15 protein-coding genes are annotated in these 20,827 nt (G+C 46.7%); 10 read left to right on the top strand and 5 right to left on the bottom strand.

Features of this window, described 5'->3' with window-relative positions; all coding sequences use genetic code 11:
- Position 1: 1 nt before the first annotated feature.
- Both QN079_RS05105 and QN079_RS05100 read right to left on the bottom strand, forming a co-directional pair.
- Complete coding sequence (locus QN079_RS05105) at positions 2-2,680, bottom strand: alpha-mannosidase (protein WP_194185455.1); 2,679 nt, start codon at positions 2,678-2,680, stop codon at positions 2-4.
- Between the two features lie 73 nt (positions 2,681-2,753).
- A complete protein-coding gene (locus tag QN079_RS05100; protein ID WP_015509307.1) occupies positions 2,754-4,043 on the bottom strand; it encodes a glycoside hydrolase family 125 protein in 1,290 nt (429 codons plus the stop codon).
- Positions 4,044-4,198: 155 nt separating this feature from the next.
- On the opposite strand from QN079_RS05100, the gene QN079_RS05095 reads away from it, so the two are divergent.
- Positions 4,199-5,251 (top strand): GntR family transcriptional regulator, encoded by a 1,053-nt coding sequence (locus tag QN079_RS05095; RefSeq protein ID WP_096741437.1) that lies wholly within the window; start codon positions 4,199-4,201, stop codon positions 5,249-5,251.
- Positions 5,252-5,256: 5 nt separating this feature from the next.
- Positions 5,257-7,407 carry a GH92 family glycosyl hydrolase gene (locus QN079_RS05090; RefSeq protein WP_096741438.1) on the top strand — a complete coding sequence of 717 codons (2,151 nt, stop codon included), beginning with the start codon at positions 5,257-5,259 and terminating at the stop codon, positions 7,405-7,407.
- An 85-nt stretch (positions 7,408-7,492) separates the two neighbouring features.
- Here QN079_RS05090 and QN079_RS05085 read toward each other — a convergent pair whose 3' ends face one another.
- On the bottom strand, positions 7,493-8,299 hold the full coding sequence (locus QN079_RS05085) for a Cof-type HAD-IIB family hydrolase (RefSeq protein WP_096741439.1): 807 nt from the start codon (positions 8,297-8,299) through the stop codon (positions 7,493-7,495).
- A 172-nt stretch (positions 8,300-8,471) separates the two neighbouring features.
- Between QN079_RS05085 and QN079_RS05080 the strand changes: the two genes are divergently transcribed.
- From QN079_RS05080 to QN079_RS05060, 5 genes are all read left to right on the top strand, one after another.
- Positions 8,472-9,467, top strand: a complete 996-nt coding sequence (locus QN079_RS05080) for an ROK family protein (protein WP_096741440.1) — start codon at positions 8,472-8,474, stop codon at positions 9,465-9,467.
- A gap of 37 nt (positions 9,468-9,504) precedes the next feature.
- Positions 9,505-11,346 carry an FAD/NAD(P)-binding protein gene (locus QN079_RS05075; protein WP_289230482.1) on the top strand — a complete coding sequence of 614 codons (1,842 nt, stop codon included), beginning with the start codon at positions 9,505-9,507 and terminating at the stop codon, positions 11,344-11,346.
- 191 nt (positions 11,347-11,537) lie between these two features.
- Complete coding sequence (locus QN079_RS05070; RefSeq protein ID WP_005225502.1) at positions 11,538-12,476, top strand: AAA family ATPase; 939 nt, start codon at positions 11,538-11,540, stop codon at positions 12,474-12,476.
- A 2-nt stretch (positions 12,477-12,478) separates the two neighbouring features.
- Positions 12,479-13,522, top strand: a complete 1,044-nt coding sequence (locus QN079_RS05065; protein ID WP_010747771.1) for a DUF58 domain-containing protein — start codon at positions 12,479-12,481, stop codon at positions 13,520-13,522.
- Positions 13,519-15,657, top strand: a complete 2,139-nt coding sequence (locus QN079_RS05060; RefSeq protein WP_289230481.1) for a transglutaminase-like domain-containing protein — start codon at positions 13,519-13,521, stop codon at positions 15,655-15,657. Before QN079_RS05065 ends, QN079_RS05060 begins: the two co-directional genes overlap by 4 nt.
- 58 nt (positions 15,658-15,715) lie before the next feature.
- On the opposite strand, the gene QN079_RS05055 is transcribed toward QN079_RS05060, so the two are convergent.
- The gene (locus QN079_RS05055) at positions 15,716-18,367 is read right to left on the bottom strand and encodes a cation-translocating P-type ATPase (protein WP_016608271.1); all 2,652 of its coding nucleotides are present in this window, start codon (positions 18,365-18,367) and stop codon (positions 15,716-15,718) included.
- A gap of 349 nt (positions 18,368-18,716) precedes the next feature.
- On the opposite strand from QN079_RS05055, the gene QN079_RS05050 reads away from it, so the two are divergent.
- The gene (locus QN079_RS05050) at positions 18,717-19,460 is read left to right on the top strand and encodes an NADPH-dependent oxidoreductase (RefSeq protein ID WP_289230480.1); all 744 of its coding nucleotides are present in this window, start codon (positions 18,717-18,719) and stop codon (positions 19,458-19,460) included.
- A 119-nt stretch (positions 19,461-19,579) separates the two neighbouring features.
- On the opposite strand, the gene QN079_RS05045 is transcribed toward QN079_RS05050, so the two are convergent.
- Positions 19,580-19,930: a hypothetical protein gene (locus QN079_RS05045; RefSeq protein ID WP_005225497.1), complete on the bottom strand. Its 351-nt coding sequence runs from the start codon at positions 19,928-19,930 to the stop codon at positions 19,580-19,582.
- Positions 19,931-20,090: 160 nt separating this feature from the next.
- On the opposite strand from QN079_RS05045, the gene QN079_RS05040 reads away from it, so the two are divergent.
- Both QN079_RS05040 and QN079_RS05035 read left to right on the top strand, forming a co-directional pair.
- On the top strand, positions 20,091-20,399 hold the full coding sequence (locus QN079_RS05040; protein WP_008378984.1) for a DUF5960 family protein: 309 nt from the start codon (positions 20,091-20,093) through the stop codon (positions 20,397-20,399).
- Positions 20,400-20,527: 128 nt separating this feature from the next.
- A complete protein-coding gene (locus tag QN079_RS05035; protein WP_015509297.1) occupies positions 20,528-20,734 on the top strand; it encodes a glycine zipper domain-containing protein in 207 nt (68 codons plus the stop codon).
- Positions 20,735-20,827: the final 93 nt, after the last annotated feature.

Genomic DNA, 20,827 nt, shown 5'->3' with positions numbered 1-20,827 from the left:
CTCACTCCTTTACTCCAATGGTACGAATTTCATATGGGTGTAATTGCTGATTGACGGTCGATGCTTGTTCTTCCTCTAAAAGGTTCAACAGACAGAGCGTCGCCTGCTCTTTTTGCACGTGAAAGGCAGTGGCTCGATCCGCCAAATTATAGCCCCGCAAAACGATCTGCTGGTCTTGGCGATTGCGTTTTAAAGCGGTGATAGCTACCGTCGTTCCATGAGCTTCCATGTATTGGTTGCTGCTGGCTAGCTTGCCTTGATGCTTGTCGGTCTGACTTGCCGTCCAAGGAACTTGGGCAGCTTGTGCTTGGCGATACGTTTCATAACGTTCTTCAGGAGCCCCATGACAGGCTACACCGTATTCAAAGGTGTGGCTGCCTAAGCATTGCGCTTCTGGTGTTGGGAAGTAGCCCCAATCGCCTAGCTCTCCCGTACAGCGCAACAAGGTCAAGCAGATCTGATCCTTCACGATTTCATATTCGTTCAAACCAAAATTAGAAACCGTCATGCCGCCAGTTTCATCATGCAAGTTGACAAAGGCGTGCTGATGCTGCGGATTTGTTGGGTTTTCCCAATGACTGGAAACCTGATTCGGCCGTTTTACGACTTCATAAATGCTGTCAGCTTCATGGAAATCCGTGATGATCCCTGTTGGGAATAACACCCGCAGTCGGTGATCTTTGCTTTGGTTGTTGACGGTGGTTTTAAATGCCAGGCGGTTGCTGGTTCGTTCTAAGCGAATCTCCGTCTCGATCTTGAATGCAACCAATTCTTGACTCCGCTGTGCCTTACGGAAACGGAAATCGACAACTGCTTTTTGTTCTTCTAACAAACGGTCATCTGCTGAAACGGGAATCTGCAATTCTTGCGTCAGTCGCACGATCCCCACCAGTGGATCGTTTTGTTCGATCGTCACGTGATGCGGAAATTGTGTCGATAAGATTGCTTGATCCCCTTCTGGTTGTTTGAAGATGTACTCATTGGCGATATCCCCCACATCCTCGAAAACCAGTAAATTGCGATACGTTTTTTGGGTTGCTTTGTCTGTAATCGTCAAGCTGCCGTTTTCAGTAATGACGGCTTCCAAATGTGCGTTGGCAAGTTTGCGCCCTCCTTCTGAAACGATCGGGGCGCTCTCTACTGGCGTAGCGGCTTTTTCTACTAGGGCAAAGGTCTGCCATGAAAATTCTGGCAACTGGTTTGCTTCAACTTGGACCTTGACAAAGCGTTTCATGAAAGGAATCCGAAAAGCATCTTTAGGCAATTCATAGTCAAAAAGGACCTCTTCTTCACTGATAATCGCAGCAACAGGGTTCCCCTGTTCATCGATCACCGAATAAGAACCTTTTGGCTTCGCCAACAATTCGTGGTAAAGCTTGCTTGGCAATCCTTCACGGAATGTTTTACGCTCAAGTTCGATCACGACTTCCACTAAACCAGAACGGGTGCTGCCAGTGGTGTTGAAGACCACGAAAGGGCGACTCTCCTCAGGAAACTGGCTCGTGTCGATGGCGGCTACTAAATTGCGTAACGCTTCATCTGCCACGAACTTGCCGATTTCATTGGCTTTTTCAAAGCGCGGCATCATTTCTCGGTGTACTTCGTCCACTGAACAGCCGCAGATACTGTCGTGAGGATGATTTTGCATCAGGGTTTTCCACGCATGATCCAACATATCGTGAGGATAGCTGCCGTTTGCTTCATAAGCCATAGTTGCTAATGGCTCCGCAACATTTTCTAATTGGCGGGAAACCTTTGTATTCCATTGTTTTAGATAAACTCGGGAAGAGGCGGTATTGGCTAAAGTATACCAACCATCGGTTTCTTGACTGGTCAATTCACCTGTGACAGTTCCTAGGTCATCTGGCAGATCTGCTTGCACCGCTTCAAGGTATTCGGTAAAGCTGGCGTGTTTGAATTCATACTCTGGGAATAGCTCGTTGGCTGTACGAATCGCTGCCGAAATGTCTTTTTGGACGGGTTGATGATCGACCCCATTCATCATTAAGTAATGATTGGTGGCACCAAATTTTTCTACATCTTGCAGTTTTTGTGTCCAAAAAGCTTTGGCTTCTGCTTTATCCACTGGAATCTCATTGCCATTGGAGTACCAGTTGGCAAAAAGTAGACCAAAGATTTGACTGCCATCTGGACCTTCCCAATGCATTTCAGAATATTGGGAAGTAAATTGATCATCGGGTAAAACTTCGTTGTCAAAGCCGATCGGTTTGACGCCACGCCCAAATGCAGCACTTTCAAGATTGGCTTGCAGCATCATTTGCGGAGTTTGTCCCATATTGCCGAAAGTATCTGGGAAATACCCCAACATAACGGGGGTGCCCCACTTTTTGCTTTCTGCCATTCCAATCAGCATATTACGGGTATTTGATTCGGCACTGATCAAAAAGTCATCTTGCAAAATATAAAACGGACCGATCTGTAATTTCCCTTGTTTGATGGCCGCTTTGACCGCCTCGCGTTTTTCAGGCCGCACTTCTAAATAGTCATCCAAGATGATCGTCTGTCCATCTAGATGGAAGCTGTGGAACTCAGGGTCATTTTCAATTAATTCTAAAAGATCATCCATCAATTCCACTAGCCGCATGTGATGCTGTTCGTAAGGCATGTACCATTCCCGATCCCAGTGGCTGTGTGAGATGATATAAACTTGTTTCTTCATTGATTTTTACTCCTCGCTGTTTGCGTCGTTGGACTGCTTTTTGTGTCACTCGAATGGTGATGGGTCGTGCTGCTTATTTTTCCACTCGGATATCGAAATAATCCATAACCAATTCACAAAACATCATGTTCGCCCACGAGAACCATTCTCTCGTGTATTGCGAAGGATCATCGACATCGAACCCTTCATGCATCAAATTTGTACCCGCATCTGTCGCCACTAACTGATCCAAAATTCGTTTCTTTTCTTCTTTGTCAGTGGTGGTCATCCCTTCCATTGCCATGGCGATCGGCCACACATAATTTTCTGGCGTATGAGAGCTACCAATGCCTTTGGCGTATTTCCCTTCATAGAAATACGGATTTTCACTGCTCAACAACGTTTTACGGGTTTGAAGATAAAGGGGATCTTCCATGCTGCCATACCCCAAGTAAGGGGCGGCGATCAAATTCGGCACATTGCTGTCATCCATCAGGGTGCCATTGCCGAATCCATCCACTTCATAGGCGTAGACTTCTTCGCCAGCTTGGTTCGTGGTCAACCCATATGCTTTAATCCCTGCTTCGATATCTGCTTGCAATTTTTTCGCTTGTGCCACGATCGCTGCATCTTCTAAAACCGTCGTAAAGATTTCTTGGATATAGCCTAAGACCACCACCGCAAACATATTGGAGGGAATCAAATAGCCGTATTTGCAGGCATCATCACTTGGTCGAAAGCCTGACCAAGTCAAGCCGACGGGTTTCACTGGTGCGCCTTTGCCGTCATGAGTCAAGGTATCTTCTTTTCGCCAGGTATCCCGTTCAAAGCGATATGGAGACTCCTCATGGTTTTGTTCTGTCACAAACACCTCCAAGGCTTTTTTGATGCCTGTTACAAAATCATCATTGAACTGATCGGTTCTGCCTGTGTTTTTATATAGCAGATAGGCCAGTTGGATCGGATAACACAAAGAGTCGATCTCATATTTGCGTTCCCAGATCCAATCGTTCATTTCTGTATCGTCTGTTTGGTGGCCAGCGCCATTGGCTGATTCGTTAAAGGCATTTGCGTAAGGATCGATCGTAATATAGTAGAATTGCTTTTTAACTAACCCGCTGATCATGCTTGCTAAGTCTTCATCTTCTTTGGCGATCACCAAATACGGACGAACTTGTGCAGTGGAATCTCGCAGCCACATGGCTGGAATGTCCCCCGTCAGTAAAAAGGTCGTGCCATCCTCATGACGCTTGACCGTCGTTAATAGTGTATTGGCAAAGGCTGCGTTAAAATTTTTCGCCCAATCGGCATGCGTTTCTCCGCATAGATCCGTAATCGTTTCCATAAATGTTGCTACTGAAGTTGGTATTTCTTTATAAACCATTCCATCACCTTCCCTGATTTGATATATCAATTTACGAACCTAGTATATCATGAATTAATTGAATGTCTAGCGCTTTTTCAAAATAATTAAAGGGTTTTCATTTTTATTGGTTTATGGTATGCTAACAAATATGATATATCAAAAGGGGTTTTCTTATGAAACAACCATTATATAAAAAAATTTACGCGGAGCTTCACGAAGCCATCGTTGAAGGGCGATTAGCGCCTGGCAGTCGTGTCCCTACTGAAAAAGAACTATCTGAACAATACCAAGTCAGTCGGATCACCTCTAAAAGAGCCTTGACGGAACTGGAACAAAATCAGCTGATCTATCGCGTGCAAGGCAGCGGCAGCTTTGTCCGAGAATTGAAGGAAAAAAAAGCGACTGGACGAATTTTGTTTGTCTTGCCCTTTGCCAATGATCTCTCTTTAGGAAACTTTACCGAAGGCATTTACCCCGTGATGCAAGAACACGGCTTTGAACTTTTGATGACACCAGTGGATTATTTGGAAAAAACGACGGCAGCTGAGCTGATGCAAGAATTCGACGGCCTGATCTATTACGCCAGCAATACGTTTTCTTACTATGACTTGCTGTTCGAATGTGCTGAAAAGCACTTTCCTATCGTGACCTTAGATAAAAAGCTGCATGAGTTTGATTTTCCAGCGGTGATGCCAGATAACTTTCAAGGCGGACAGCTAGCCACGGAGCATTTACTTGCGTTGGGGCATCAACGGATCGCTTATATTTTTGGTGATACCCATCATCCGCAATCCGTCCGTCAGCGTTATCTAGGTTACATCGATGCGCTGAAAAAAGCCCAAAGAACCTTTCGCACCAAGCTCGACGACACGGCTGCCAGCATCGCGAATGCGCTTGCCTACTTGGAAGAACATCAGGTCACGGCAGCCGTCTGTGAAAATGACTTGATCGCCATTGAATTGATGCGTGCTTTGCGCCAAGCAGATTTGCACGTCCCTGCCAACATTTCCCTAGTTGGTTTCGATAATATCCAAGCCGCAGCCCTCGTTGATCCAGCACTAACGACTATCGGGCAGAATTTTGCCGAGATGGGGCGCTTGGCAGGAAACCAAGTGATTGAGAAAATCAACGCTGCGAAGGCAGCAACCCCAGTACCAACGGAGACGACCACCCATCTAGTGGCGGTTTCTTTGATCAAAAGAGAATCAACCCAATTAAAGGAGTGAACCAAGTGAACGTATCAATGATCGACACACGACACGGAACAGACAACCAATATAGTTTTTCCCACGGCAACTGCCTGCCTTATACAGGGGTTCCTTTTGGCATGAACTACTTTGCCCCGCAAACCAGCGATCAACGCGGCAGTTGGTGGTTTCATCCAGAAGATCGAACCTTTCAGGGCTTTCGCCTCACCCATCAGCCTAGCCCATGGATGGGGGATTTCAGCCATCTGACGATGCTGCCGATAAACGGCACGCTTTCTGAAAATACCCTTTTCCATGCGCAAAGCTCGTATCGTCCCGAAGAAAGCACCTTTAATCCAGCCTTTCTTAAAATCAAGACGCAGCGGTATTTAACAACAACGACTTTGATCCCCAGTATGTATGGCGGTGTGCTGACTATTGAAAACTGCGGGGATCAGCCAGGTCTTGGCTTGTCACTGCCGGGTGACTATGTCTTAGAACAGGTGGATGAACAAACAGTGGCTGGTCAACTGATCGTATTTTCAGGGTGCGAAGATGAACGCTTCACCTTCCATTTCGTCTATCGTTTTGAAACACCCACCACGGCGATCGAAGGTGCCTTGACAGGCAAAGAAGCCTTCGTCGTTCTCCGCTTTGATGATTGCCAAACACAGACGATCCGTTTTGCGACCTCGTTTCTCAGTCGCGAACAAGCTTGTTTGAACTTGCAACGGGAACAGCAATGGGCTCCTGACGATTATCTGGCTTCTGTCCAACAGCAATGGAATCATTTTTTGCAAAAAATCGAGATTGAGCATCACGATCAAACACAAGTTTCTACTTTTTATCATAATTTTTATCGCTTATTCTTGTTTCCTCAAACCTTCTTCGAAATCGACCAAGAGGGCTGCAAAATGCATTGGGATACCTTGGCAAAAGCAATCAAACCAGGACCACTGTATACAAACAACGGCTTTTGGGATACGTATAAAACTGTCTACCCGCTCTTTTCACTCTTGGCTGTCGAACAATTGGAAGACATGCTGGAAGGCTTTTTGAACAGTTATCGCGAAAGCGGCTTTTTACCAAAATGGCTATCGCCAGATGAGCGTGGATTGATGCCAGGGACGCTGATCGATGCCGTGATCGCTGATGCCGCAGTAAAAGGCATTCGTCCTGATTTGATGCCCGAATTTTTAGCAGCGATGAAAAAAGGCGCCACCGTCCAAAGTGAAAATCCCAATTATGGTCGGCGCGGCACGACGGACTATTTGACTTATGGGTATGTGCCATTGACGCATCATGAATCGGTCAATCACACCCTTGATTATTGTTACAGTGATTTTTGTATTTCACAAGTCGCGCAACAGCTGGGTGACGAGCAAGCAGACTATTATCAGCAGCAATCGCAAAACTACCGCAACATTTTCGATCAGGAAACTGGCTTTATGCGGGCAAAAGATCCCGATGGTGCCTTTCGTCCAGAATTCAGTGACATACGCTGGGGCTTAGACTATGCAGAAGGCAGTGCGTGGCAAAGCAGTTTTGCTGTTTACCATGATTTCGCTGGCTTGATCGCCGAACACGGCGGCAAAGCGGCCTTTGAAGCAAAACTGATCGACTTGTGCAATCAAGAACCTCGCTATACGACAGAAGGCTACGGCTTTGAGATCCATGAAATGAGCGAGATGGCTGCACTCGATTTTGGTCAGCTGGCGATCTCCAATCAACCAAGCTTCCACTATCCGTATCTATTCAGCTATTTGGGCAAACCAGAAATGGCACAGCCCTTGATCAAGCAGCTATTGACACAATGCTTCAATTACTCGCCCAAAGGCTTTCCTGGCGATGAAGACAACGGTAGCATGGCTGGTTGGTACATTTTCAACTCCTTGGGCTTTTATCCAGTCACACCAGGGACGGGGGAATATGTCATCGGCATGCCATTATTTGATCAAGCAACACTACATCTTGCTTCAGGCAAAGACTTAGTGATCAAGAGCACGCCCAATGCGCCGCAACAGCTCTTCGTGGATAAAATCACATTGAACGAAGAACCCTTCGAGCGATTGTTTTTCACCCACCAAGAATTGACTGCCGGTGGTACATTGAACTTCCAGCTAGGTATCGTCCCTCGCAGCAAAGAGTGGTCAGCCGATGCCTATCCTTATAGCGTCAGTCAACCACATGCATAACGAAAAAACCGCGCCTTAGCAACAGGCAGCACTCTACTTTCAGTCAAATGAAAGTACGTGCTATCCCTGCTAGGGAGCGGTTTTTTTATTGGTTCATTTGTAGCGGTAACAGACGTTCGATGGTTTTCAGCACGCCATTTTCATCGTTTGACTTGGTCACAAACGCTGCCGCTGCCTTGACTTCCTCAAAGGCATTGCTCATGGCGAAACTAAACGTGCCAGCTGCCATCAACTCCAAATCGTTCAAGCCATCGCCGAAGACCATAGTCTCTTCTGGTGTGACGTGCAGCAATTCTTGCAAGTGTGCCACAGTCGTTCCTTTGTGGACGCCTTGATTGGTGATATCGATCCAAGCGGCTTCCGAAGCCACGATGTAGGCGTCGTTTGTAAACTCACCTAACTGTTGGACATGCTTAAAGCAACGTAGTTTGGGATCAAAAATAGTGAGCTTCACAAAATCTTCGGTGATGGTTTGATAATCCGTCACCGTTTTGACCACCCGATAAGAGCCGCGAACTTTCTGGGCATCTGCTTCATTGGTCGTTTCCGCAATGTATGCCGCAGTCGGTGTACAGGCGATGATCACATGATCTTGCGCAATCGCAGCGAGCTTCGCAATGATCCGCCGCCCTAATTCGTTTGGCAGCAGTGATTCAAAGATGTATTCGCCTTGATGTTTGATGCGGGTCGCGCTATCCCCAAGAATCCAAACATCCGCTGCTGCTTCACCAAACAGTTCTTCCACTCGTTCACACTGTTTGCCGGTACACGCAGCAAAAGCAACACCCGCTTCTTTCATTTGTTGGCTGACTTGTTCATAATAAGGCCGATCAAAACTGCCTTGGCTGTTCAAAAATGTACCGTCTAAATCTGTGATGACTAATTTGATCATACGTTTCTCTTCCCCTCTACCTCGTGTCCTCTTTATGGCGAACCACTTAATTAACATTGTTAATTAAGTATACTTATTTTCAAGTTTTCCGTCAAGTCAGTCTTTTAAAAACTTTACATCGTTCCATCCCGTCGGTATACTTAATTAAATCACTTCATTAAGGAGAACACCTATGGCTTCTACCACCCATTCCATTCGCCAGCAAAACAAACAGCTGGTTTTAAAAACCTTATTTCAAAACGGGGCATTATTCGCCTCCGATTTAGTAAAGAAAACCGGCATCAGCATGGTCACCACTAACTCATTATTAAAAGAATTGTTGGCAGAGGGGGAAATCACTAAAGGTCCGCTGGAGCAAAAAGAGCTAGGGCGCCCTGCTGTGACCTATCAGCTCAACCAAGACCGAGGTCATTCTCTTTTGCTTAGCTTTATTGATCACGATGGTTCCTTGGCTCTTTGGTCCATGCTGATCGACCGCAAGGGGAAGGTTTTGGCAAAACACGACCAGCCGTTTCCTGATGTTGCCCCTCATCGCTTTCAAGAATGTGTAACGAACGAGCTAGCATTATTTCCCTCTGTGGAACAGATCGCCCTCTTTTTACCAGGAAAAATCAGTGGAGGAACCGTGACTTCCAGCTGGTATGAAAAATTCAATGGCTGGCACCTGGCAGCCCTCGTGGCAGAGGTCACTGCACTGCCCTTCTACTGTCAAAACGATGCCCATATTTTAACGATCGGCTATTGCATCGCCCAACAGATCTCTTTGCAGCAAACCATCGTCGGCATGTACAATCCCGAAAAAAGCATGCCTGGTATCACGCTCCTGGTCAATGGTGCACTTTTAGAAGGAAAAGACGCCCTAGCGGGAGAGGCAAAGTTTTTGCCCGGCTACTTGGATCAAGGGGCACCGCAAGACCGCACGGCTTTGGTTCAGCGCCTGACAAGCTTACTGCCATTTTACAATGCAGCTTTTGCCCCCCACTGTATTATTTTAGCCAGCAGTGATGCAGTAAAAACCGATCTCTTAGACGCGATCCAAAAAAATCCATTGCTGCAGCAACAACCCAATCAGCCTGCTTTCCATTATATCGATGCCATCGAGGAAGCCATGGTGCTAGGCATGCACTGGCTGATTTTCCGCAAGACACCTTTTGACTTAGCCCGTTGATGACACAAAGACCATAGAATAATTGAGGCGGTGTGATATGAAAATAGCTATCATTGGTGCTGGTCCTCGTGGACTTTCACTTTCAGAACGACTGATCGCTCATAGCAAACAAAACAAACAAGCCATCGACTTGCTGCTGTTTGATCCCTTTCTTCCTGGGGCAGTTTGGCGCACGGACCAATCGGCGGATCTGCTATTGAATTCTGTAACCAGTCAAGTCACCCTTTTCACGGATGACACATTAAGCACCGGCGGTCCCGTGGTCAAAGGACCTACCTTATACGAATGGGCAGTGACAGAAGGGAAACATTTCGCAGCCACGCATGCTCCTGAGCTCGTTACGGAATGCACAGCACTTGATTCACTTGATCCTAACGGGCATTGCTCGCGGGCGTTATATGGCCTCTATCAGCAGTGGTTTTATCAGCAGCTATTAAAAGAGCTGCCTGAATCCATTACCGTCAACCATCTGTCAGACAATGTCAGCTCCTTGACCCCTCTTTCCAAAAATCGCTACCAGTTGACGACGGCTCACCAAACATTTCTTGTTGATGCCGTCGTCTTAGCTACAGGCCATTCACAAGCCCAACTGTCAGCAGCAGAACAACGATTGGCGGCGGCCGCAGAAAATAATGGCTGGTTTTATGCACCGCCAGCCAATGCGGCAGATACGGATCTAACGGCGGTGAAAGCTGGCGAACCTGTGATTTTACGGGGACTAGGACTTGCCTTTTACGATTACGTCACCCGCTTGACCAGCGGTCGGGGCGGCACCTTCGTCAAAGTCAATGGATCCCTCGTCTATCAACCTTCTGGTGAAGAACCACAAATCATCGCAGGTTCTCGTCGGGGTGTCCCATATCATCCTCGTGGCCGCAATCAAAAAACACCGACGCAGCAGCGAAAGCCCGTTTTTTTGACCCCTGAACGCCTCGCTGCTTGGCAAGCAGCCAAAACGGTTGCTGGCAAGACCCTACTCTTCTATTTAAAAAAAGAGGCAGAACTCGTCTATTATCAGACGCTGCTTTTAGAAAAACAGCTGCTGGACAAAGATCAGCTTGCCGCTTTTACCGCCGCCTTTGTTGCCTCTGAAGGAGCTGAAGACTTGCTGAAAAAATGGCAGCTTCCTACGACGGAGTGGTGGTCATGGCAACAACTAGCCGACCCCTTTGCTCAGAAAAAGCAACAGTCGTTGCAAGACTTTTTCATTGCACTATTACGTACCCAAATCCAAGATGCCGAAAAAGGCAATCTAACAGGACCTATCAGCAGTGCCTTGGAAGTCTTTAAAGATCTGCGGGACCCGATTCGGTTTGTTCTCGATCATCAGCTAATGCCAGTACAAGACTTGAAAACACTCTTTTGGCAGTCTTTCGTTCCCTTGAACAGCTTTTTATCGATCGGACCGCCAGTTCAGCGACTGCAGGAACTGGTGGCATTGATGGAAGCGGGAGTGGTGACCTTACTAGGTCCTGACATGACTGTTGAGATCGAGGAGGCTTACTGTACGTATTCAAAGCGATTTGACGACACACGCTATCACGCGACGCAACTAATTGAGGCTCGCATTCCATCGACAGCGATTCGTCGAACCAACAATTCCTTGTTGCGGCAACTGCTAAACGATCGGATTATTCACCCGCACCAGTTGGCGATCCCCAATGAGGTGCCTTTTGAGACGGGTGCGATCGCCATCGATCCTGAGACCAATCAGATCCTCGGACCAGATGACCGCCCTTACCCTACCCTCTATTGTTTTGGGATTCCCACAGAAGGCATCCACTGGCTGACGGCTGCCACTGCTCAGCCAGGAACCGATGCTTGGAATTTACGGCAGGCGGACCAGATCGCCGCTGACCTCTTGCACCACACCTTCTAGTCGCTTCTGTTCTATCAAACGCAAACTTCCGAGGAAACGCTTCGGAAGTTTTTTGTTTTTCTTTCGCAAATCCGCAGAAAGGATTTCTCTTTTTTGAATATTCTTGAAATTTTCTTTAATTGTTACACGAAAATTGCGACAGTCCTAGAAAACCGTTACAATGGAAGAAACGAACGTAGGGAGGTTATCAGATGACCGCTGAATTACAAAAAATAGATGCCTTGATCGCAGAAGTGGAAAAAGTGATTTTAGGCAAACGAGATGTGATCCAATTTACCGTGGCTGCGCTGCTTGCTGGCGGACACGTTTTATTCGAAGATATCCCTGGTGTTGGGAAAACGATGTTGGTCAAATCGTTAGCCAAAGCCATTCAAAGTGACTACAAACGGGTACAGTTTACCCCAGACCTTTTACCTAACGATGTGTTAGGTGTGTCGATTTTTAATTCCCAAAGCCACCAGTTCGAGTTTCGTCCTGGCCCGATCTTCACCTCCGTCCTCTTGGCAGATGAGATCAACCGAACCACACCAAGGACGCAAGCCTCACTCTTAGAAGCCATGTCAGAAAATCATGTCACCATCGACAATCAAACGTACCCATTGAGTCCCCACTTTTTTGTTTTAGCCACGCAAAATCCAATCGAGTATGAAGGAACGTATCCTTTGCCTGAAGCCCAATTGGATCGTTTTTTGTTCCGCCTGCATATCGGTTACCCAGATTTTCAAGATGAGCTCGCCCTCTTGACTGGAAAACGACAGCAAAGCTTGGATCAGATCCAAACCATTTTACATGCTGATGAAGTGACTGCTTTAAAAGCGATGGTCGATGACGTGTATGTCGATGAGCGGGTCGCCCGTTACGCATTGCAGCTGGTTCAAGCGAGCCGTCAGCATAATGCCATTGACCTTGGTATCAGCCCTCGTGGTGGGATCGCCTTCTTAAAAGGGGCAAAAGCGTTAGCGTTGACGGAAGGTCGGACCTTTGTCACGCCGCAAGACTTGCAGCGAATTTTACCAGCAGTCTTCGGTCATCGTTTATTACTGAAAGGTGGCGTTCATGCCAGCACGGAGACCCTTTCAGACTTGATGAAACAGATGATCCAACGAGTGCCTGTCCCAACGAGGAGATAGCGATGAAGAAAAAGAAGCTTGAACGCCTGCTGCGCCTCCTGTTGTTTAGCGCTGCCTATTTTCTGCTGCTGGCTTATTGTGTGATCTTCAATAATAATGCTGGCTGGAGCCTTTGGTTTTTACTGACTTTGTTATTGTTGCTTGATGCAGTATTCTTGCTCCCCTCCCTCAAGAAGGTCCAAATCATTTTAGAAGAATCGATCCAAGCTGAAACACACACAGCGATCACCTTACCGCTGCAAGTCTTCAAGTATCGCCCGACGCTGCTGCCGCTGGTCGATTTCACCTTAAAATTTGACGATCGTTTCAAGGAAAGTCATCACAGCGCCTTTTATCGAGGCAATCTGATTCGGCTGCAGCTGCCTTGGACCCCAAAGGAGCGAGGCATCTATGAAGAATTGCCCGTTCAATTGTACAGCCATGATCTCTTTGGCTTTTTTGAAAAAAGCTACGCTGCAGTTGCGAAACAATCGATTTTGATCCTGCCTAAATTGGCGCCAGAAGCCGTTACCCTGCTGCCATTTTTTAAACAGCAAGTCCGCAGCCAAACCCACGGGGAACCCAATTTTTCTATTCGACAGTTCCGTCAATACCAGTTAGGGGATTCCTTAAAAAATATCGATTGGAAATTATCCAGCAAACAACAGGAATTGATCTATCGCGAACGAGAACATGAAGAAGAACAAGACATCGTTCTGCTCTTTTGGGGAGAAGATCATCCTGCTTTTGAAGAGACTTTATCACTGTTTTATTCGATCCACCATTTCTCGCAAAATCAACGACTTTTTCAGCCGCTCTTGATTGGTGACGGATTGACTTCTCCTTACCAAACGGATGCCGCTGCCTATGCCCAGATCCTTCCCTTCGAGAAAGTTCCTGAAGGGGTACCGCTTTTGACTGGCAGCCATCTTGTCTTCATTACCCCGGTTTTTACCCCACAACTGGAAGACTACCTCAGTCAGTTGGAAGCAAAAAACAGCTGCCAAGTGTTTACCTACGCTGATTTAATGAGGCAGTTGAATAAACTTGAGGAGGCGGTAGGATGAGATTTATTAAGAAAGCGCTGATTGGTCTTCTGACCTTTCTCAGTCTATCACTGGTGATCTTGCCGTTTATCGCAGTTTATGACCTTGGCAATCAGTTCACCCTTTTAACTTATGCCTTTAGTGTCTGTTTGATTTTGACCGTGGTGCCGAAAGTCCGTTACAGTTTGCCTTTGCTGGCAGCCGCTTGGCTGATCGTCTTGTATCGGATCTTTCCTTATGGGACTGCCTTTTCTTTTGATTGGCTGCTGCGTTTTTGGCTAGACCTGCACCGTGCCTTTCAAGAGATCCTCAGCGGTGAAGTCGGCTATATCACCGAACTGGCGGCGGTGACATTGATTGTTAGTTGGGTTTTGTTTTTAGCGATCTTACCGATCGCTTATCAACGCTTTTTCTTGATTTACGCTACCATGATCGGCTACTTGCTAACAGTCGTGATTTTTAATCAATTTGATCTGACGTGGCATTTGATGGGTATTTTTCTTTGTGCCTTGGCTTCTTCACTGATCCAGCGCAGCGTCTTTCAATCCAGTCAAACGATCGCTCCCTGGTTCGCTGTGATGCTATTGATTGGTGGACTAGCCGTCACTGCTGTCTACTTGCCGCAAACGAGCCTGCGGGAACAGTTGGCAGCCCGTTCCACGCCTATACGGACAAATCTGAATCAGCTGGGTTTTTATCAATTTATTGAAGAACATGGCACGCCCAGCGGCTCTCGCACTGGATTCAGTGAAAACGACCGTCAATTAGGCGGACCACTACTGGATGATGCGACGATTTTATTTGAAGCGCAACAAGAAACCCCGCATTACTGGCGGGTGGAAAGCAAAGATTTTTATTCTGGTAAGGGCTGGATCAGTACGAGCCGCGAAGAGGCTCGCTTAGAAGCAGAGGGCGTCACGATCGCGGATCAAAGCTATCAGCAAGCCTATCTTGAGAACGAATCCGTTCGGGTCCAATTTCAAAACCATGGAGACTATGTCCCATTGCCCTATGGACGCAGCACGTTGTCCCTTGAAAACGGTGCTCGCGGATTTCAGATCAGCGACGCCATCCAGCGGGTCGATCTCATTGATCCACTCCCAGACACCACCTTGACCCTCGATTGGGACCATCCAGACTTTGCCGCAGAAAATCTCCAAAATCTGCCTTTGATCTATCCGGATTCTCTGATCGATTATATCCAGTTACCCGATTCTTTGCCGCAGCGGGTACGAGATCTCGCAGCTGAGATCACCACTGAAAGCAACAGTCTGTTTGATCAAGTCACGGCGGTTGAAAGCTATTTGAAAGATCCGCTCGTATTCCGCTATTCCAAAACCGATGCCGTCGTGCCTGCAGAAGAGCAAGATTATGTTGATCAATTTTTATTTGAATCACAAGTCGGCTACTGCGACAATTTTTCCACGGCAATGGTCGTGCTACTACGGAGTTTAGAGATCCCTGCTCGCTGGGCAAAAGGCTTTTCTCCTGGATCTCCTGCAACAGAAAACGGCATTACTACCTATACCGTTCGCAACTTGAATGCCCACTCATGGGTGGAAGTCTACTTTGACGGCTACGGTTGGGTACCTTTTGAACCGACCCCTAGTTTCCAAAATCCAGATCGTCCCGTGTTGACTCAAGAATCTACTAAATCCGAAGAAACACCGACCGCTAGCAGCGAAACAACACCATCGAGCAGCAGGGAAACAGAAAGCAGCGAAACCACGACCAGCAGTTCTGCAACAGCCGCGGTTTCCGATGACGTTTGGTTGACTGAGGAGTTGAAACAAACGCTGCGCAATGGCTTCTTTGGAGGCTTAGCTATCCTAGGACTTGGCCTACTTTTCTATTTCCGCCATTCGTTTTTCCGTATTCATTTATGGTTGATCTGCCGCTTTACCAAACAGCCGCTAGTTGCTGCCTATCCTTTGTTTTTACGGCAAACGACGAAAGTTCTGTACCGTAACGAGGCGGAGCCGTTGATCGATTATGCCCAACGACTCGAAGCATTCTATCCACTGTTCCATGGTGATTTTATCCGCTTGACGCAGCAATACGAAGCCTACCTTTACAGCCAAGAACAGCCGGCTGGTCAAGAAGCCTTCTTGAAGCAAGTCGCTGCCCAAATCAGTCAGCTGAAAAAAATCAACTAAGCAGTGAGGATAAACGACAAAAAAACGTATCGATCAAACGATCGATACGTTTTTTGCTTTAGGCGTTTCCTTGACGTTTTTGAACGGCAATAATAATCAGTTTCGTGATTTCCATCAAAACAACTGCCACAGCAGCCATTGCGATACATAGACCGACATGTCCTAAAGTGAAGGTTGCTGGAATCGCAAAGACTTCACGGATGCCAGGAATCAAGGTAATGCTGTATAGTCCACCACAAACGACGATCGCCAACCACACCATTTTATTGGCAAAAAGGCCAGCTTGCCAAGCAGTCTCAGTGTTTGAGCGTGCTGGTAATGTTTGCAATGTTCGGCTCCAGATAAGTGTTGAGAAGGCCATCGCTACACCTAATTCAGGTGATTGGTTCATTCCTAACCATTGTGCCAAAATCACGACAGCGGCAATCAAAATACCACGATACGTTACTGAGATCAATGTTTTTCCAGTGAAGATACCAGCATTTGGATCTCTTGGCTGGCGCTGCATGATCGTTGGTTCGGCTTTTTCCATTCCTAGAGCAATCGCTGGTAATGAGTCGTTGACTAGGTTGATAAAGAGCAGCTGCAAGGCAGTAAATGGATTGTCCCAACCCATCACTAAGGCAAAGACGATCGCAATGATCGCACCTAAGTTTCCAGCAAACAAATACGAAATAGCTTTTTTGATGTTGTCAAAGACGTTTCGGCCAACTTCTACGGCACGAATGATCGAGGCAAAGTTGTCATCCGTCAAGACCATCGCCGCTGCGTCTTTGGCAACGTCCGTTCCGGTTCCCATTGCGATCCCGATATCCGCTTGTTTCAAGGCGGGTGCATCATTGACCCCATCCCCGGTCATGGCAGAGATCTTGCCTTTGTCTTGCCAAGCCCGCACGATACGGATTTTGTTTTCTGGCGAAACACGAGCATAGACTGTGATTTTGTCTAATTGATCCGCTAGTTCGGTTTCAGAAAGAGCATCCAATTCCGTACCGGTCAAGGCTAAGTCGCCCTCGGCTGAAATACCGATCTCTTGTGCAATCGCCACGGCTGTCGTTTTGTGGTCCCCTGTGATCATTACTGTTTTGATACCAGCAGATTTAGCATCCGCTACGGCTTGTTTGACTTCTTTACGAGGAGGATCGATCATCGCCATCAAACCAACCAAAATCAGCTCGTTTTCATCTTCAAGTGTCAATTCTCGTGATTGGGCATCGGTCAATGGACGGTAAGCAAACGCCAAGACCCGTAATGCCCGTTTTGAGAATTCTTCGTTTTGATGTTGTAATTTCTGCTTGATTTCATCTGTTAAAGGCACGACTTGATCATCGATCAAGACTTTGGTACTGCGCCCAAAGACGATGTCTGGCCCACCTTTGGTCAACAATAAATGTTCGCCATCGATCTCATGTAAGGTAGACATCAATTTACGATCAGAATCGAAAGGCAATTCTTGCAAACGAGGAAACTGTTGACGAATTGCCCGATAAGGCTGATTTAGTTTCTCACTGTAATCCAGAAAAGCAATTTCAGTAGGGTCTCCTAGCTTCGCCCCATCTTCACTGATGGCAGCATCATTGGCCAAGACACTGATCTCTACTAAGCGTTTTTCAGGCAATGTCCAGGTGGTTGGCTCATCGGAGAACGTGCCCGTTTGCCCATTTGGTAAATAGTAGTCAACAACGGTCATTTTGTTTTGGGTCAAAGTCCCGGTCTTATCGGTACAAACGATACTCGTTGAACCCAATGTTTCAACCGCTGGTAGTTTTCGAATGATGGCATGACGCTTCGCCATTTGTTTTGTTCCGATCGAAAGAACGATCGTCACGATCGATTGCAAGGCTTCTGGAATCGCTGCAACGGCTACGGCTACCGCAAACATAAAGGCGTTGACTAAGTCTTGTGTCATATCACCTGTTCCGTCACCTAAGAACAACCGTGCGACTTGAACCCCTAAAATAATCAATGAAAGGACTAAGATCGCCAAGCTCAGTTTTTTACTGAAGCTGTCTAATCCTCTTTGCAATGGTGTTTTGTGTTCAACTGTACTTTCCAATAAGCCAGCCACTTGACCGATTTCCGTCACATTACCAGTCGCAGTTACGATAAACCGACCACGTCCATAAGTGACGATCGTTCCACTGAAGACCATGTTGTCACGGTCGCCGATCGGTGCGGTACGATCGATCACCCCTAATTCTTTTTCCGCTGGCGTTGATTCCCCAGTCAGCATTCCTTCATCGACCTTCAAAGAACCCTCTTCGATCAATCGACCATCTGCTGGTACATAGTCCCCAGCTTCTAAAATAACGATATCGCCGACAACCAATTCTTTCGCCAGCACACTTTGTTCTTTGCCATCCCGAATGACGTTAGCATCTGGTGCCGACAGGCTTTTCAAAGCGTCTAACGACCCTTCGGCTTTTTTCGTTTGAATCACACTGACGACGGAATTCAACAAGAGTACTGCGAAGATAACGATCGACTCAACGTGGGCACCCATAACCATTTGGATGATTGCCACGATCAGCAAGACGATCACCATCGCATCTTTGAAGGTATCTAAGAATAAGGCAAAGCTAGATTTCTTAGGTGCTTCCTTCAGCTGGTTCAAGCCATTTTCTAACCGCTTGGCTGCCTCTTGCTGCGTCAACCCCTCTGGACTGCTCTGGACCTCTGCCATAATTTCCGAGATTTCTTTTTGATACATTTCTTTCGCCAATTTTTTTGCCCCTTTTAATTTTATTTTCCTTAGGCACTCTGCTAGAAAAAAAGAGACCTAAGACAAGTATACGCTTGTCTTAGGTCTCACCATTTCAAATAATACCAGAAAGCTGTCGCCAGCTTACTTACTGTTGATATTATCGCAGCTTGCGCCACCGGTTACTCCCCTAAGGAATAATAATAAGAATGTATCATTATCATAACGGAAACTTTTGTGCTTGGCAACTATAAAACATCAATTTGAAAATTTTTTGAAAACATTCTTTTTGTTCCCATTCCTTTTTTTCTGTTACACTAAGGAAGAAAGAAATTTGTACGTTACAGGAGGAAAAACGATGGATCTTTTTGATACTTTTACCCGCCACAGCTCTGTCCGAGATTTTCAACCCCGCCCACTATCAAAGGAACTCAAGCAAAAATTAGTAACGGTTGCCCAGAGCGGTTCCAGTTCGAACTTTGTTCAAGCCTATTCGATCATTGAGGTCAGTGATCCTGAAAAACTGGCTGCCATCGAAGAAATTGCCGGTGCCCCAAATTACATCACTCGAACGGGCGTCTTCTATCTTTTTGTCGCCGACTTACATAAACACCAGCAGCTGCTGACCCAAGCAGGGGTGCCTGATACCCACTTAACCACGATGGAACCATTTATTGTGTCTGTCGTTGATACGACCATCGCTACCCAAAACATGGTAGCTTCCGCTGAAGCGCAAGACTTAGGAATTTGTTACATCGGCGGCATCCGCAATGATTTGCCTCGTATCGCAGAACTTGTCGGCTTACCAAAATTGACGTTTCCGTTATTCGGTTTAACGATCGGCTATCCGCAACACAGAAATGAGCCGAAAGTCCGCTTGCCCCAAGAAGCGATCGTAAGTGTCGATCAGTATCAACCGCTGACGCAGGAGCAAACAGCCCAGTACAATCAAACGACAGAAGCCTATTATGCACAGCGCAGCAGCAATCAACAGCAAACCAATTGGCAAACGAAAATGACGGAATTTTTCCGTGAACCGCGACGTCCAGATGTTGCGGCCTTTATGAAACAACAAGGCTTCTCAGACCACTTCGGCGAATGAGGACACTAATTACCACGGGAAAATAAAAAACGATCTTTGGCAAGGAATCTTGTCAGGATCGTTTTTTGCTTAGTGTAAAAAATCAGGTTCAGGCGGCTCTTGTATCTTTGTCATGCTAATCAACGTGCGGCTTCTTGTGCGGCTTCGTTGACGGCAACTGCCTGCTCACATTTTTCCATTAATGCTACTAACGCTTTATCTAACACTGCTTCATTTTCGGAGGTTCGCTGACTGATTTGCGTCATAGGCTGCGCCGCAAGATCCAGCAAATAGGTAGGGATTGCTTCTTTTTCAGCAAAAGTGCCCTTGATCAGCGGCTGGTAGACAGACTCGCCACAGGGTCCGGTTTTGATAAAGGCTAGTTCGAACTGCGCCTTCCCTGACAAACGCAACCGATAGACCCCTTCTTTGGTCAGCAGTTTTTCATCGGCAAAGCGTGCCTGTAATCGTGCGAAACGTTCGTAATCCATGGTATCTGCTCCTTTTTGATTCCTTCTTTTCTCTAGTGTAGCAAATTTCTTGTTAGCATAACATCTTTTTCATAGAGAACGCCTCCTTTTTCCTCGCTTGGTAATTTTTCACTTTACAAACAGAACAAACGTTCGTATAATTCGAGTGAGGTGAATGTGTATGCCAGCTGCAAAAATTGCTTATGCAAAACAAGAAACCTATGCATTTGAAAAACACTATTATGAATTGGTAAACTTTCCCACACCAGTGGCGCTTTTGTTTGATGAATTCGCACTGACGATGGAGCGCAATCAAAAATCGTATATTGCGATCCCCGCGCGCTATTCCGTCTTAAAGGTTCCGCTCGTCTTTGTTTTTCGACTAGAGACTAAGGATGCGCCTGTTTATTATTATGAGCACGTACTCGCTGAAAATAAGATCATTCGCCGCTACAACCCCGAGCGTAACTATTTGCCCGGCGGAAGATAGACCAATGGTTCAACCCGTTTGCCATACTTAGCGGTTGCACTCTCCTGATGCATATCACTGAGCAGCAGTTCGAATATTTGTCATCCAAACGAAACCCCTCTATACTAAAAAGAAAGGGGTTTTTCACAATGACGAAAAAACCGCCGCAAACGTCTGAAGAAAAGGAAGCCGCTTCTAACAATATGGGACTGGGGATCGGTGTCGGAATGGCATTAGGTGCTGCGTTTGGGATGCTGTTTTTTGACAATCTAGCATTAGGCATGGGTTTAGGCATCGCACTAGGTGTAGCGATCGGTGCGGGCATGGATCAAAAAAGCAGTAAAGACAAGAAATAGCTGCAGCAAGGAGCTGTGTTTATCTGTCACAGCTTGCTGCCCAGTAAATACCAAAAAAGCCTAGGTTCTGCACTTGTTGTGCAGGACCTAGGC

Source organism: Enterococcus sp. FZMF (assembly GCF_030263915.1).
GTDB lineage: Bacteria > Bacillota > Bacilli > Lactobacillales > Enterococcaceae > Enterococcus_D > Enterococcus_D casseliflavus.
Note: the sequence above shows the minus strand (reverse complement) of the source record. Positions and strands in the feature narration are given on the sequence as shown.

Excerpts from the sequence above, each read along its gene's own strand:
- QN079_RS05105 (WP_194185455.1), bottom strand. The coding sequence starts at position 2,680 with ATGAAGAAACAAGTTTATATCATCTCACACAGCCACTGGGATCGGGAA.
- QN079_RS05100 (WP_015509307.1), bottom strand. The coding sequence starts at position 4,043 with ATGGTTTATAAAGAAATACCAACTTCAGTAGCAACATTTATGGAAACG.
- QN079_RS05095 (WP_096741437.1), top strand. The coding sequence starts at position 4,199 with ATGAAACAACCATTATATAAAAAAATTTACGCGGAGCTTCACGAAGCC.
- QN079_RS05085 (WP_096741439.1), bottom strand. The coding sequence starts at position 8,299 with ATGATCAAATTAGTCATCACAGATTTAGACGGTACATTTTTGAACAGC.
- QN079_RS05080 (WP_096741440.1), top strand. The coding sequence starts at position 8,472 with ATGGCTTCTACCACCCATTCCATTCGCCAGCAAAACAAACAGCTGGTT.
- QN079_RS05075 (WP_289230482.1), top strand. The coding sequence starts at position 9,505 with ATGAAAATAGCTATCATTGGTGCTGGTCCTCGTGGACTTTCACTTTCA.
- QN079_RS05070 (WP_005225502.1), top strand. The coding sequence starts at position 11,538 with ATGACCGCTGAATTACAAAAAATAGATGCCTTGATCGCAGAAGTGGAA.
- QN079_RS05065 (WP_010747771.1), top strand. The coding sequence starts at position 12,479 with ATGAAGAAAAAGAAGCTTGAACGCCTGCTGCGCCTCCTGTTGTTTAGC.
- QN079_RS05060 (WP_289230481.1), top strand. The coding sequence starts at position 13,519 with ATGAGATTTATTAAGAAAGCGCTGATTGGTCTTCTGACCTTTCTCAGT.
- QN079_RS05055 (WP_016608271.1), bottom strand. The coding sequence starts at position 18,367 with ATGTATCAAAAAGAAATCTCGGAAATTATGGCAGAGGTCCAGAGCAGT.
- QN079_RS05050 (WP_289230480.1), top strand. The coding sequence starts at position 18,717 with ATGGATCTTTTTGATACTTTTACCCGCCACAGCTCTGTCCGAGATTTT.
- QN079_RS05045 (WP_005225497.1), bottom strand. The coding sequence starts at position 19,930 with ATGGATTACGAACGTTTCGCACGATTACAGGCACGCTTTGCCGATGAA.
- QN079_RS05040 (WP_008378984.1), top strand. The coding sequence starts at position 20,091 with ATGCCAGCTGCAAAAATTGCTTATGCAAAACAAGAAACCTATGCATTT.
- QN079_RS05035 (WP_015509297.1), top strand. The coding sequence starts at position 20,528 with ATGACGAAAAAACCGCCGCAAACGTCTGAAGAAAAGGAAGCCGCTTCT.